This is a genomic window from Ventrimonas faecis, assembly GCF_040096075.1.
GTDB lineage: Bacteria > Bacillota > Clostridia > Lachnospirales > Lachnospiraceae > Brotaphodocola > Brotaphodocola faecis.
On sequence record NZ_JBBMFJ010000015.1, the window covers coordinates 1 to 13,784 of the forward strand.

The window sequence follows — 13,784 nt, forward strand, 5'->3', positions numbered from 1 at the left end:
GTCACTGCTTTTTTATTTGAGAAAGAAAAAGCTGCGCAACAACCTTGGCAGGCCGTCGCGCAGCGACTTAGTTCAATAACAATATTATAAAGTAACGAAAATGCCAGGTGCGCCAATTCGGCGCCCCTGGCATTTTCTGTACGGGAATAATTTTTCTGTTCCGTACCTTTACTGCGGAGAAAGGATCTTAAGCAGTTCGTCTTTGCTGAGGCTGCCGATGGATACCTGCTCTCCGGAAATGATCTGGTCTGCCAGATCCCGCTTCTGTTCCTGAAGCAGTAAGATATTTTCCTCTACCGTATCTTTCATGATCAGCTTGAATACCGATACCTGTTTCTCCTGTCCGATACGGTGAGCGCGGTCGGTGGCCTGATTCTGGGCTGCCACATTCCACCACGGATCGTAGTGGATCACGATGTCGGCCGCTGTTAAGTTTAAGCCGGTTCCTCCTGCCTTTAAGGAAATCAGGAATACCGGCGTCTCATCGGTCTGAAATGCTCCGGCCATGCGAATTCGCTCTTCCTTCGGCGTTGCGCCTGTCAGTTCATGGAAGGCAATGCCTTCCTTCTTTAACCGCTGTCCGATCAACTCCAGCATGGACGTGAACTGGGAGAACAGAAGGATCTTATGGCCTCCCGCGATGCCTCCCGTAATCAGTTCCATGCAGGTGTCAAGCTTGGCCGAACCGCCCTTGTAGCGGTCGAAGCACAATGACGGATCGCAGCAGATCTGGCGCAGCTTTGTAAGCTCTGCCAGCACCTGAATGCGCTCGGTTCCGTAGGTATCGCCGCTCATCTGCTCCAGTTCTTCCTTTAAAGCCAGGGCATGGGCGGTGTAGAGCTGTTTCTGCTCTTTCTCCGCCATAGAGTACACCACGGTCTCCAGCTTGTCTGGAAGATCTTTTAAAACATCCTTCTTCAAACGGCGCAGCACAAACGGGCCGGAAAGCCGCCGCAGGCTCTCCAGTGCGTACGGATCTCCGTCTTTGGCAATGGGGGACTCAAACTGCTTGCGGAACCGGGAATAGGTAAATAAAAATCCCGGCATTAAATAGTCGAAAATGCTCCACAGCTCCGACAGACGGTTTTCAATCGGCGTACCGGTCAGGGCGTAGCGGGTCTGGGCCTTAATCAGCTTCACTGACCTGGCGCTCTGAGTCAGCGGATTCTTGATGTACTGAGCCTCGTCAATCACCTGGAACCGGAACTGAAATGGCTCGTAGCAGGCGATATCACGTTTTAAGAGGTCGTAGGAGGTGATGAGAATCTGCGGGTGGCAGATGGCCTCTGCTGATTCCTGGGCATCTGCCTGAACAGTTGTCTCCGAAGCAGCTGTTTCCAGGTGCTCCGTTCCGAGCTGCGCCGCGATTTTCAATATCTTCTCCCGCTCCGGCGCAGTGCCCGTCACAGTCTGCACGGTGAGTCCCGGCGCGAACCGGTTTAACTCATTTTCCCAGTTGTAGACCAGGGAAGCCGGACATACAATCAGAGACTGGGACTCCGGGTGCTCCTCTGCCTCGGCCTGCAGCAGCGCAATGATCTGGATGGTCTTTCCAAGGCCCATATCGTCGGCCAGAATGCCGCCAAATCCATTTACGTCCAGCGTTTTGAGCCAGCGGTAGCCGGTCTTCTGATAACCGCGCAGCACCTGCTGCAAAGACGCCGGAACCACATAGTCGCTGTCTTCCACGGACTTCATACCGCGGACCACGGCCCGAAACAGATTATCCCGGTAAAAGGTGATGCCATTGCCCTCTTTTAATACACTGTCCAGATACAGGGCACGGTAAACCGGAACCTTGACCAGACCGGACAAAAGCTCCTCTCTTCCAATACCGAGACTGTCCGTCATGCGGGCCACCGTCATGAGACCATTTTCATCTACATTTAAGAACTCCCCGCTGCGCAGACGGTAATACTTCTTTTTCGGATCGTAGCCGGATAAGATATCCAGCAGCTCGTCCCGGGACATGCCCTCGGCGTCTACACTCAGTTCCAGCCATCTTCCGGCAGTCTGTACGCCCACCTTTACCTGCGGGGATGGCAGGACGCGAATTTTCCGGGCTGCATCAGATACCAGCACCTGCCCCAGCTCCATGAATTCCTCCATGCCCTCGGAGAGCAGGCGGTACAATGCCTCCTCATCGTTCCGGATGACCAGATACTCCGACTCGCCGTCCCGGTACTGGAAATACCGGGTGATGACCTGGCTGATCTTAAACTCGCCCGGCACATCACGGCAGATGATCCGAGGCACCTTGTCATCGTTGAGCGGAGAGAAGGAAAAATCGCCGTAGGACAGCAGCGGCTTCATGGTAATCTCGTCCGGACCGGTGCTGTCAAAGGAGAACTGCGCCTTCAGTTCTTTCGGACGGTAGCTTTCCAGATCCACATCGTGGACGGTAAGCTCCGCGTAAGGAAGAATCTTCTGCAGTACCCGCTCGTAAAACAGCGGAATGTCGCGGTCCTGAATATCCAGAGTGTGGCTCTTTTTATCTTTTAATACCTGCTCCAGGAACACGCCCAGCTCCCGGGATTCTGTCTCATCCAGGCACACCAGGCTTGTCTCGTTTCCCACATACCAGCCCCGCTCCCCCGGAATACCAAAGAGCTCCTGATCGATCGAAACGGCAATGCCATCCCGGCCCGCCCGGCGGATCTGTACCGGCAGGCGCATGCACTCCTGCTTTACCTTCACATTACAGTGGCTGCCATCGCCAAACTCCACCTCCAGATCCCGGTTTTCCATAAGCTGGAAAAAGCGGTCCCGGTTAGCGCGGTTTAAATTCAGAGTGCGAAGCCCCTGCATGGTGACAAACGAACTCTTCCGGAACTGCTCAAAATGTTCCTGATAAACCTGCACCAGCTCCAGAAGAAGGGCACACAGCTCCCGGTCCTCTTCCGCAAAGGCATTCAGGCTGTGATGGAAGGTCAGCTGCTTTCCATAAGATACGCTGGCTCCTGTGCGTACTGCCTCCGCAAAGGACATCAGGTCCTTTATAATATAAAAACGATCCCGGCCAAGCTTGAATTCCAGACTGGCAGAACCGTTTTTTAACATCAGGCGCGGCACCAGCCGGATCTCTGTCTCCTCCGCATCTTCAATGATCTTTGCCACTTCCCGGTTGGTATACTCCCGGATCATGGTACGGATCTCCTGCGATGTGGAGACAGGACGGCCGGAATGCTGCTCCTGCTCTTTTTTCCATTGTTCCCACACAAGCTTTGCGTGCGCGCACATGCCCCGGTAGGAATTTCCATTTACACAAGAACAAGAGTAGTCACGAACCTGACTACCCTTGACATATAAACTCACCTTATATAAGCTGTCTCCATCCTGGACGGAGGCGCGGATTCCCTGCTCTCCCTTCCAGAATGTGCTGGTGGCAGACTCCGTTATCTTCATAAAAAGTGCCTCCTTGCGCATACTGGTGAAATACGTGACATGCCTGCTCAGCTCGATTCCGCTTCGCTGTAACGTCAAATTACATCCTCTCCGGCGCTTCAAATCCAAGTACCTGGATGCATACCTCAAGCACGCGTTTTACCAGAGTAATGAGGGCGATCCAGCTTGCCTGGCGCGCTTTGTCTTCCTCTGCCAGAATGCGGGTATCGTGGTAGAAGCTGTTGAAGGCGTTGGACAGGTCGAAGATGTACTGACAGATCTTGTGCGGCGCGGTCTCTGCAAACGCATTCTCCATAACATCGTTGTACTTGGACAGCTCCAGCATCAGAGTCTTCTCGGCGTCACTGGCTGCCGGAAGAATGGTCTCTGCCGTTGTGCCCGGGTTCTGTGCCTCATACTTGCCCAGAATGGATTTGATACGAACAATGGTGTACAGAATGTACGGACCAGTATTTCCCTCAAAGGAGATGAAGCGGTCAATATCGAACACGTAATCTTTGGCTGCCTGGTTGGACAGGTCACCATATTTTAAGGCTGCAAGGCCGACAATCTTGGCGGTCTCCTTTGCCTCTGCCTCATCCATGCTGCGGTTTTCCATGATGCGGTTGTAAACAGCCTCATCGATGTCCGCAATGAGGTGCTCCAGACGCATCACGCCGCCCTCTCTGGTCTTAAACGGCTTGCCGTCCTTGCCGTTCATGGTACCAAAGCCGATGTGGATCATCGGGGTCTCCGGCTTTACATAGCCGGCCTTCTTTGCCACACGGAACACCTGCTTGAAGTGAAGCTCCTGACGCTTATCGGTAATGTAAACGTACTTGACCGGATGGAAATCCTTCTCACGCTGGATGATGGTTCCCAGATCGGAGGTTGCGTACAGGGCAGCACCGTCAGACTTGCGCACGATACACGGCGGCAGCTCCTTGGAGTCGGTCGGCTCGGTTACGTCTACAACCAGAGCGCCCTGGCTCTCGTATGCCAGACCCTTGTCCTGCAGGTCCTGAATCAGCCACGGAATATACTCCTCCGCGTCACTCTCGCCTTTCCAGAGTTCAAAATGAACGTCCAGATTGTCGTAGTTTCTCTTTAAGTCTGCCAGGGAAACACTCATGATATGTTTCCAGATGGCAGTGTACGGCGGATAGCCCTTCTGAAGCTTGAAGGTAGCGGTCTGCGCACGCTCCTTGAAAGCCTCGTCTACTTTGGACTTGCCGCTGGCAGTCGGGTAGATATCCTCCAGCTCGCTGATGGTAAACGGCGGCTCGGACGGATATTCTCCGGTGTAGTTTTCATCGAAATAAACCAGATCCGGCTTGCGGTCACGCAGTTCCTCGATGATGAGGCCCATCTGCAGGCCCCAGTCACCAAGATGTACGTCACCGATCATGTTGTAGCCTAAGTAACGGCCCATGCGCTTTACGCTCTCACCAATAACGGCAGAACGCAGGTGGCCGACATGGAGCGGCTTTGCCACGTTGGCTCCGCCGTAGTCCACGATAATAGTCTCTCCGTGGCCCTCTTCCTCCACGCCAAGCTTCTCTTCCTTTGCCATGCCGTTCATGAGATCAGCCAGATAAGCGGTATTTAAACGGATGTTGATGAAACCAGGCATTACGGCATTGATTTCGGAAAACATGCCGTCTCCGCTTAATTTCTCAACAACCTCATTCGCAATGTCGATCGGTTTCTTTTTATATGCCTTGGCCGCTGCCATAGCGCCGTTGCACTGGTACTCACATAAGTCCGGGCGGTTGGATAAGACAACCTTTGCGTAGGATGCGTCGTAGCCACAGGCGGTAAATGCAGACTTCATCTCGTCCGCGATCAGATCCAGAATTCTTTTCACCTTTGTTTCTCCTTTGATTGGTTTCACTGTAACGTTTTCTTCATACTGAACTATTATTATACCCGATTTAAGGTCAAAATGCAAGAAAAGGCCTGTTTAAGCCAAAAAACAGTTGAAAAATCATGTCTTTTAGTATAGAATATAGTAGATTAATAGCGAGTACGCAAATTCAAGGAGGAATATCACATGATTTCAGCAGGTGATTTTAGAAACGGCATTACCTTGGAAATCGAGGGTAACGTATACCAGATCGTAGAGTTCCAGCACGTAAAACCGGGTAAAGGTGCTGCATTCGTAAGAACCAAAATCAAAAACGTTATGACCGGCGCAGTAGTAGAGAGAACTTTCCGTCCGACCGAGAAATTCCCGTCCGCAAGAATCGACCGTGTCGATATGCAGTATCTGTACGAGGATGGCGATCTGTACAACTTCATGAACATGGAGAACTACGAGCAGATGGCTCTTGCTTCCGACGTAATCGGTGACGCATTAAAGTTCGTTAAGGAGAACGAGGTTGTTAAGATCTGCTCTTACAACGGCAAAGTATTCTCCGTAGAGCCGCCGTTATTCGTAGAGCTTGAGATCACCAACACCGAGCCGGGCTTCAAGGGCGATACCGCTCAGGGCGCAACCAAGCCGGCAACCGTTGAGACTGGCGCAACCGTATACGTTCCGCTGTTCGTTGACAACGGTGACAAGATCAAGATCGACACCCGTACCGGTGAGTACCTGTCCAGAGTTTAATACTCCGCACAGTTTCCGGTCAAATCAACCGAACGCAAAAGAGGCAATTCCTTTTCCGGGAACTGCCTCTTTTTTGTTTGCTGCTTTTTAATTTTTCTTTCTATCACGCTTATAAAAATACAGCACAACCGCCTCCAGATACCGCTTTAACACAATCTGGATTTCTTCCTTCGGATTGATGGGTTTTACCAGGATCCCATAAATTCCGGCCCGGTTCGCGCCGTACACATCGGTAAAGAGCTGGTCTCCCACAAACAAAACCTCGTCTTTGCAAAGTCCCATCTCTTCTACCGCCCGGTTGTAATTTTTTATTCCCGGCTTTCCGGCCTTGTAAATGTAAGGAGAATGAACCTGCCCGGCAAAGGACTTCACCCGCGGCTCCTTGTTGTTTGAGAGAAGAAGGGTCTGAAATCCCAGTCCGTGAAGCTGCTCAAACAAAGCCAGAGCACGCTCGTCCGCCGGAGCACCGTGGGGAACCAAGGTATTATCAATATCAAAAATGACTCCCTTTTTTCCTTTTTCTTTCCAGCCCTCCCAGTCGATTTCATAGGTGCTGTCCACCCATTCTCTGGGATAAAATGGTTCTAATATCACAATCGTACCCTGTCCTACTTTCGCTTATTTTCCAGAAGCTTTCCAAGCTCCTCCATAAAGGTGTTGACATCCTTAAATTCCCGGTAGACCGACGCAAAGCGCACATAGGCTACCTCATCCAGCTGCTTTAACTTCTGCATGACCAGTTCTCCGATTGCGGAGGTTTCCACCTCCCGGTCTTCCATGGTAAAGATCTCGTTCTCAATTTCATCGATCATCTGGTTGATCTGCTGAATGGAGACAGGCCGCTTATGGCAGGAATGCACCACCCCCGCCTCGATTTTGGAACGGTCATACGGTTCACGGGACTGGTCCTTTTTGATGACCATGAGGGGCATGGTTTCCAGTTTCTCATATGTGGTAAAGCGCTTTCCGCAGACCACGCACTGACGGCGGCGGCGGATGGAGCTGTTATCCTCTGCCGGACGGGAATCAATGACTTTGGTATCTGCTGCGCCGCAAAATGGACACTTCAAGTTGTTTTCCTCCTGTGTATCACTTTTGTCATTATTTTAACCCATCCTTTACATGGACGCAAGTATTTTTAAAGCACGAAACCGTTATAAAACTGACATACCCAGTCACAGTTCATGCGTTGCACAAACCTAATCGCACTTGCACGGTTTCTCGATGTCCTTCAGCTTCTTAACCTCCACCAGAATAATGTCATCCCCGATCTGGCACACGTCCTTGAACGGAATGATGTATTCCTTCTCCCGCCCGAAGATTCCGCACAGGCAGCCAGGCCCCGGAACGATCAGATGGGTGATGCAGCCGTTTTCCGGGTTAAATTCCACATCGCCCACAAACCCCAGCTTTTTGCAGTCGCAGATGTTGATGACTTCTTTTTTTTTTAAATCAAACATACGCATAGGCCACATCCGGAACAAAACGTTCTTACTGTAGTCTATGCGTATCGTTTCCAGGCGGTTCCTAAAGGAGGCCTGGCGCATTCTTTTTCATTTTCGTCTGCTGATTAGAATAACGGAACAACAGCGCCCTCGTAGGTCTGCTCGATGTACTCTTTGACTGCGTCGCTGGTCAGAACCTCCATGAGTGCTTTGGTCTTCGCATCCTCTTCCTTGCCCTCCTGAACAGCTACAACGTTACCATAGGTAGTTGCTGCCTCAGAGTCAGAAGCCTCTACTGCCAGTGCGTCAGATACCTTTAAGCCAGCCTCAATTGCGTAGTTGCCGTTGATAACCGCAATGTCAACATCCGGAAGTGAACGCGGAACCTGTGCTGCCTCAACCTCAAGGATGTCAAGGTTCTTCGGGTTCTCTACGATGTCGGTCTTGGTTGCTTTTAAGCCAGCGCCATCTTTCAGCTTTAACAGGCCATTTGCCTCAAGAAGAAGCAGGGCCCGGGCCTCGTTGGTTGCGTCGTTCGGAACTGCTACCTTTGCGCCGTCTGCCAGTGCATCCAGGGTTGCGGTCTTGCCTGCGTAAATACCAAACGGCTCGTAGTGGATCTTGCCTGCGCTTACTAACTTGGTTCCTCTCTCCTCATTGAACTGCTCCAGATATGGAAGATGCTGGAAATAGTTTGCATCCAGATCACCTGCGTCCAGTGCCAGGTTCGGCTGAACGTAATCGGTGTACTCCACGATCTTTAAGTTGTAGCCTTTCTTTGCCAGCTCTTCTCTTGCTGCCTCCAGAATCTCTGCGTGAGGTGCCGGGCTTGCGCCTACGGTCAGATCCTCCAGATCTCCGGTGGTCTCCTCTGCTGCTTCGCTGCTCTCTGCCTCTGCTGCGGAAGTCTCTGCTGCCTCTGCTGCTGCAGTGGTCTCAGCCGGTTTGCTGCCGCCGCATGCGGTCAGGGCTGCTGCTGCCAGGAATGCTGCTGCGATCACACCAATGTTCTTTTTCATAATACTTATCCTCCTCGATAAATAAATTTGATTTATATGGCCTTTGGCCGACAGCCGTGTGACCGGCTGCTAAATCCGCTGTCTGTTTGTCTCCGGCCCGGTTTGTCAGGTTTTCTCCCCTGTCCAAACGCTCTACCGGATTCGTTTGTCACTCTTTCTTGCCAGTCTCATGCCGATCTCCTGAATAACCTGGACAATGATGACCAGAATGGCTACCGTCACCAGCATGATGTCCGTCTCATAACGGTAGTAACCGTAGTTGATGGCAATGCCGCCCAGTCCGCCGCCGCCAACCGCGCCTGCCATAGCGGAATAGCCCAGAATGGTGGTGGTGGAGATAGCCGCTCCGATTAAGAGGGACGGCTTTGACTCCGGAAGCAGAACCTTCCAGATGATCTGGAACGTGGAAGCTCCCATAGACTTTGCTGCCTCAATGACACCGGCATCAATCTCCTTAAAGGAAGACTCTACCATGCGGGCAATGTAGGGCGCCGCGGATGCCACCAGCGGCGGCACGACCGCTTTCCAGCCAAGGCTCGTTCCCACCAACTTTCTGGTAACCGGGATCATCATGATCAGAAGAATGAGGAACGGCACCGACCGGAGCAGGTTGATGATGAGTCCCAGCACCTTCTGCAGTGCCGGAATGGGGCGGATGCCCTCTTTATCGGTCACCACCAGGATGATGCCCAGTGGGATTCCGATGATGTAGGAAACAATGGTGGAAATGATCACCATACATAAGGTTTCTCCGATTCCGTTGCGGATCAGTTCCAAAATCTGCTGACTAAATAACATCGCCGTTCACCTCCTCATACGGCACCTGCACGGTCTTTAAATAATGCAGGGCTCTTGCCGCGTCCGCTTCGTCCTCCGGAAGCTGAATGATCATCTGTCCATAAGCCGTGCCTCCAATGTCTTTGGTGGAAGCGTACAGGATATTCACCGGAACCTTGCTGGCTAAAATCATGTTGGCCAGAACCGGCTCCATGGAGGAGCGTCCGTCAAAGGTGATGCGGATCTTTCTGGACTTGTCAAACTTCACATTTTCCACCGCGTCCCCCAGAATCAGCTGACGGCCAATCTTCGATTTCGGCTCGGAGAAGATTTCCGATACCCGGCCGAACTCGGCAATCTGGCTGTGGTCGATAATGGCTACCCGGTCACAGATGGCTTCAATCACCGCCATCTCATGGGTGATGACAATGACCGTAATGCCTAAGTCCCGGTTGATCTGCTTGATCAGCTCCAAAATGGACTTGGTGGTATTCGGGTCCAGTGCGCTGGTGGCCTCATCACAAAGGAGCACCTTCGGGTTGGTGGCAATGGCCCGGGCAATGGCAACTCTCTGGCGCTGTCCGCCGGAAAGCTGTGCCGGATAGGCTTTTGCCCTGTCTTCCAGTCCAACCAGCTTTAACAGCTCCATGGCCCGCGCTTTCGCCTGCTGCTTTGGAACTCCCGCGATCTCCATGGGGAAGCATACATTCCGGAGAATATTTCTCTGGGCCAGCAGGTTGAATTGCTGGAAGATCATGCCCATGGACTGTCTTGCCTTTCTCTGGCCCGCCTCACTTAATGCCGCCAGATTTTCACCCTCAAACAATACCTCGCCGGAGGTTGGAATCTCCAGCATGTTGATACAGCGCACCAGGGTACTCTTTCCCGCGCCGGAAAGACCGATGATTCCGAAGATTTCTCCCCGTTTGATTTCCAGATTAATGTCATCGAGGGCTTTCACCGGCCCGTTGGCCGTCTTAAATTCCTTGCCCATGTGCTTTAACTGGATGATGGTTTCCTCTAATGCCATTTTCTTTTCCTTTCCCTGCTTTACGAAAACGAAAAACAAAAAGCCGTAAACCTGCAACAGGCTTACGGCTTAGAATGTGTTCTTGCTTCTGATTTTATGCTTCTTCTATGCTCTTTCCTGACCTTGCAGATTACTGATGAAATTGATTGCATACGAACATACGGCACATGTCCATCATCATGCCGCACATCATAACCATATTCATCTGCATGGTCTTATTCTGAGTCATAGCTGGTTCCTCGTTTCCGTAGTTCTTATACTACTACCCTATGTGGCGTATTGTACGCCGGGTGGGTGAGTTTGTCAAGGTTATTCTGACAATTTTACGGTGCAAGCTCGAAAATGCTTCGCATTTCCTCGCTGACGGGCGTTCGCCCTATCAGCCAACGTTGTCCCAAACTGCTTCGGGCAAGCACGGCAGTTTGCTCCGACCGTTGTCTGGCACCTCAAACTTAAATCACATAGTCCCCTCCATCCTCGGTCTGCATGAGATCGGCGATGGTGTAGCTGTCAAAAAATTCATTGATCACATGATTGAGGCGGTTCCACATGGGAAGGGTCCGGCAGTGCGGAGACATGGCGCAGGGTTTGGCATCCGCCTCCAGACAGGCTACCGGAGCCAGGGATCCTTCGGTCAGGCGCAGAATTTCGCCAACTTTGTACTCCTCCGGCTCCCTCACAAGGCGGTAGCCGCCGCCCTTTCCCTGAGCCCCTTCCACAAAACCAGATTTGGACAGGTTGGACATGATGGATTCCAGATACTTCTGGGAGATATCCTGCCGCTCTGCCACCTCCTTTAAAGGCGTGAACGCCCCGGTGGCATGTTCTGCCAGATCTACCATGACGCGCAGTGCATATCTTCCTCTTGTTGAAATCATCATAATCCCCAAACCATCCTTTTCTTAAATTAGTCTGCAAATAACGGGGTGGACAGATAGCGGTCTCCGGTATCCGGAAGAAGCACTACAATCGTCTTGCCCTCGTTCTCCGGGCGTTTTGCCAGTTCAATGGCTGCCCATGCTGCGGCACCGGAAGAAATTCCTACCAGTACGCCTTCATTTTTACCGATTTCCTTGCCGGTTGCGAACGCGTCATCGTTGCTGACCGGAATGATCTCGTCATAAACTTTAGTATCCAGTACCTCCGGCACGAAGCCTGCGCCGATTCCCTGAATCTTGTGCGCGCCTGCCACACCGGTGGAAAGCACTGCGGAAGTTTCCGGCTCTACTGCGACAACCTTAACATCCGGATTCTTGGATTTTAAGAAATTGCCGGTTCCGGTAATGGTTCCGCCGGTGCCAACACCTGCTACAAAATAGTCTACCTGACCGTCGGTGTCTTCCCAGATTTCCGGGCCGGTGGTCTCAAAATGCGCTTTCGGGTTTGCCGGGTTTACGAACTGTCCGGTCACGAATGCGTTCGGGATCTCCTTTGCCAGCTCATCGGCCTTTGCGATGGCACCCTTCATGCCCTTTGCGCCCTCGGTCAGAACCAGTTCAGCGCCATAAGCTTTCATTAACTGGCGGCGCTCCACGGACATGGTCTCCGGCATAACAATGATGATGCGGTATCCGCGTGCTGCTGCCACGGAAGCCAGGCCAATTCCGGTATTGCCGGAGGTCGGCTCAATGATCACGGAATCCGGCTTTAACTGACCGTTCTTTTCTGCCGCGTCGATCATGGCTTTTGCAATACGGTCCTTTACGGAACCGGCCGGGTTAAAATACTCCAGCTTTGCCAGAATCTTTGCTTTTAAGCCAAATTTTTTCTCAATATTTGTAAGCTCCAGAAGAGGAGTCTTTCCGATCAGCTGGTCTGCGGAAGTGTAAATGTTTGCCATAGTCATGTCCTCCTTGCGATGTATAACGTTTTTTATTCTGTCAGTCTCTGAATGTTACGGGCGCCACGCTCTGTATGTGGGGGGAAAAAGCGCGGCGCCCAGGCTTTTCACGCAGCTTATTTTACTGCCTCAAAACCATGTTTCAGGTCGTCAATAATGTCATCGATGTGCTCAGTACCGATGGAAAGGCGGATGGTGGTTGGCTTGATGCCGCATGCCAGCAGGCCTTCCTCGTCTAACTGGGAGTGGGTGGTGGATGCCGGATGGATAACCAGGGACTTCACATCAGCCACGTTTGCCAGCAGGGAGAATAACTCCAGGCTCTCGGTGAATTTCTTTGCGGTATTGACATCACCCTTGATTTCGAAAGTGAAGATGGAACCTGCACCGTTCGGGAAGTAGCGGTCATACAGCTCTTTCTGACGTCCGGTAGCCAGGGACGGATGGTTTACTTTCTCTACCTGCGGATGGTTCTTTAAGAACTCCACTACCTTCAGCGCGTTCTCCACGTGGCGCTCTACTCTTAAGGACAGAGTCTCCAAGCCCTGCAGTAACAGGAAGGAGTTGAACGGGGAAATGGTTGCGCCCAGGTCTCTCATCAGCGTGGTGCGGAGTTTTGTAATGTAAGCCGCATTTCCGCATGCCTCTGTGAACACGATGCCGTGGTAAGAAGGGTTCGGCTCGCTTAATCCCGGAAACTTGTCGTTCTGGTTCCAGTCAAACTTACCACCATCTACAACCACACCGCCCATGACGGTTCCGTGGCCGCCCATGAACTTAGTAGCGGAATGAACCACGATATCAGCGCCGTGCTCCAGCGGACGTAAGAGATACGGAGTAGCGAAGGTGCTGTCTACGATGAACGGAATGCCGTGGCGGTGGGCAATCTCTCCGATTGCTTCCAGATCTGCCACATCCGAGTTCGGGTTGCCAAGAGTCTCTGCATAGAGAAGCTTGGTGTTCGGCTGAATCGCTTTCTCGAAGTTTTCCGGATCTGCAGGATCTACCAGGGTAGCTGTGATTCCCTGCTCCGGCAGAGTGTTCTCAAACAGGTTGGTAGTTCCGCCGTACAGGTTGGTGGAAGATACGATGTGGTCTCCTGCCTTTGCGATGTTCTGGATTGCGTAAGCGATGGCTGCGGAACCGGATGCGGTTGCCAGTGCGCCAATGCCGCCCTCTAAGGCTGCGACTCTCTTCTCGAATACGTCGGAAGTCGGGTTCATCAGTCTGGTGTAAATGTTACCCGGCTCAGTCAGACCGAAACGGCCTGCTGCCTGTGCGGAATCTTTGAATACATAAGAGGTAGTTGCATAAATCGGAACAGCTCTGGAATCCGTTGCCGGATCTGCGTTTTCCTGTCCTACGTGAAGCTGAAGGGTTTCAAACTTATAATTTTTGCTCATGGTATGTACCTGCCTTTCCAAATTCATCCTTACGTCTTTTTCGCCTGTTCGGTAACTCATTTTTTGAATTACCCTGTATCTCTGTAGGTGTTTCGTTGTTCTGTATTATAATTTCTTCAACCCACTATGTCAATAGGTTTATAGGTGTTTTTTTATAAATACAATTTCATGCAAAATAAAAAGGAGAAACCCTCTGTTGTCAGAAAGTTTCTCCTCACTTGTCTCTATCCTGTTTTCAGTTCACGACTTTCATCTGTTGCTGAGCGCTCACGCAA

Annotated in this window: 12 protein-coding genes; 1 reads left to right on the forward strand and 11 read right to left on the reverse strand. The window is 51.7% G+C overall.

What is annotated here, in order from left to right; all coding sequences use genetic code 11:
* Nucleotides 1–168 precede the first annotated feature (168 nt).
* Both WMO41_RS08230 and argS read right to left on the reverse strand, forming a co-directional pair.
* Nucleotides 169–3,405, reverse strand: a complete 3,237-nt coding sequence (locus WMO41_RS08230; protein ID WP_349229347.1) for a DEAD/DEAH box helicase — start codon at nucleotides 3,403–3,405, stop codon at nucleotides 169–171.
* Nucleotides 3,406–3,484: 79 nt separating this feature from the next.
* Nucleotides 3,485–5,251: an arginine--tRNA ligase gene (gene argS / locus WMO41_RS08235; RefSeq protein WP_349229348.1), complete on the reverse strand. Its 1,767-nt coding sequence runs from the start codon at nucleotides 5,249–5,251 to the stop codon at nucleotides 3,485–3,487.
* Nucleotides 5,252–5,437: 186 nt separating this feature from the next.
* Here argS and efp point away from each other — a divergent pair, with 186 nt between their 5' ends.
* The gene (gene efp / locus WMO41_RS08240; RefSeq protein ID WP_349229349.1) at nucleotides 5,438–5,995 is read left to right on the forward strand and encodes an elongation factor P; all 558 of its coding nucleotides are present in this window, start codon (nucleotides 5,438–5,440) and stop codon (nucleotides 5,993–5,995) included.
* An 87-nt stretch (nucleotides 5,996–6,082) separates the two neighbouring features.
* On the opposite strand, the gene WMO41_RS08245 is transcribed toward efp, so the two are convergent.
* The 9 genes from WMO41_RS08245 to WMO41_RS08285 form a co-directional block, all read right to left on the reverse strand.
* Entirely contained in the window at nucleotides 6,083–6,586 is a 504-nt protein-coding gene (locus tag WMO41_RS08245; protein WP_349229404.1) for a YqeG family HAD IIIA-type phosphatase, read from the reverse strand.
* A 17-nt stretch (nucleotides 6,587–6,603) separates the two neighbouring features.
* On the reverse strand, nucleotides 6,604–7,065 hold the full coding sequence (nrdR, locus tag WMO41_RS08250; protein ID WP_349229350.1) for a transcriptional regulator NrdR: 462 nt from the start codon (nucleotides 7,063–7,065) through the stop codon (nucleotides 6,604–6,606).
* A gap of 129 nt (nucleotides 7,066–7,194) precedes the next feature.
* On the reverse strand, nucleotides 7,195–7,461 hold the full coding sequence (locus WMO41_RS08255; RefSeq protein WP_494338436.1) for a PRC-barrel domain-containing protein: 267 nt from the start codon (nucleotides 7,459–7,461) through the stop codon (nucleotides 7,195–7,197).
* A 104-nt stretch (nucleotides 7,462–7,565) separates the two neighbouring features.
* A complete protein-coding gene (locus WMO41_RS08260) occupies nucleotides 7,566–8,459 on the reverse strand; it encodes a MetQ/NlpA family ABC transporter substrate-binding protein (RefSeq protein WP_349229352.1) in 894 nt (297 codons plus the stop codon).
* Nucleotides 8,460–8,591: 132 nt separating this feature from the next.
* Entirely contained in the window at nucleotides 8,592–9,257 is a 666-nt protein-coding gene (locus WMO41_RS08265) for a methionine ABC transporter permease MetI (protein ID WP_177292894.1), read from the reverse strand.
* Nucleotides 9,247–10,266, reverse strand: coding sequence for a methionine ABC transporter ATP-binding protein (locus WMO41_RS08270; protein ID WP_349229353.1), 1,020 nt, complete (start codon nucleotides 10,264–10,266; stop codon nucleotides 9,247–9,249). Before WMO41_RS08270 ends, WMO41_RS08265 begins: the two co-directional genes overlap by 11 nt.
* 452 nt (nucleotides 10,267–10,718) lie before the next feature.
* On the reverse strand, nucleotides 10,719–11,147 hold the full coding sequence (locus tag WMO41_RS08275; RefSeq protein ID WP_177292892.1) for an Rrf2 family transcriptional regulator: 429 nt from the start codon (nucleotides 11,145–11,147) through the stop codon (nucleotides 10,719–10,721).
* A gap of 26 nt (nucleotides 11,148–11,173) precedes the next feature.
* On the reverse strand, nucleotides 11,174–12,106 hold the full coding sequence (gene cysK, locus WMO41_RS08280; RefSeq protein WP_177292891.1) for a cysteine synthase A: 933 nt from the start codon (nucleotides 12,104–12,106) through the stop codon (nucleotides 11,174–11,176).
* A gap of 116 nt (nucleotides 12,107–12,222) precedes the next feature.
* Entirely contained in the window at nucleotides 12,223–13,509 is a 1,287-nt protein-coding gene (locus WMO41_RS08285; protein ID WP_349229354.1) for an O-acetylhomoserine aminocarboxypropyltransferase/cysteine synthase family protein, read from the reverse strand.
* Between the last annotated feature and the right edge of the window lie 275 nt (nucleotides 13,510–13,784).

What these genes read in the sequence shown, in the direction of transcription:
- WMO41_RS08230 (WP_349229347.1), bottom strand. Translation starts at nt 3,405, where the DNA reads ATGAAGATAACGGAGTCTGCCACCAGCACATTCTGGAAGGGAGAGCAG.
- efp (WP_349229349.1), top strand. Translation starts at nt 5,438, where the DNA reads ATGATTTCAGCAGGTGATTTTAGAAACGGCATTACCTTGGAAATCGAG.
- WMO41_RS08255 (WP_494338436.1), bottom strand. Translation starts at nt 7,461, where the DNA reads ATGCGTATGTTTGATTTAAAAAAAAAAGAAGTCATCAACATCTGCGAC.
- WMO41_RS08260 (WP_349229352.1), bottom strand. Translation starts at nt 8,459, where the DNA reads ATGAAAAAGAACATTGGTGTGATCGCAGCAGCATTCCTGGCAGCAGCA.
- WMO41_RS08265 (WP_177292894.1), bottom strand. Translation starts at nt 9,257, where the DNA reads ATGTTATTTAGTCAGCAGATTTTGGAACTGATCCGCAACGGAATCGGA.
- WMO41_RS08270 (WP_349229353.1), bottom strand. Translation starts at nt 10,266, where the DNA reads ATGGCATTAGAGGAAACCATCATCCAGTTAAAGCACATGGGCAAGGAA.
- WMO41_RS08275 (WP_177292892.1), bottom strand. Translation starts at nt 11,147, where the DNA reads ATGATGATTTCAACAAGAGGAAGATATGCACTGCGCGTCATGGTAGAT.
- cysK (WP_177292891.1), bottom strand. Translation starts at nt 12,106, where the DNA reads ATGGCAAACATTTACACTTCCGCAGACCAGCTGATCGGAAAGACTCCT.
- WMO41_RS08285 (WP_349229354.1), bottom strand. Translation starts at nt 13,509, where the DNA reads ATGAGCAAAAATTATAAGTTTGAAACCCTTCAGCTTCACGTAGGACAG.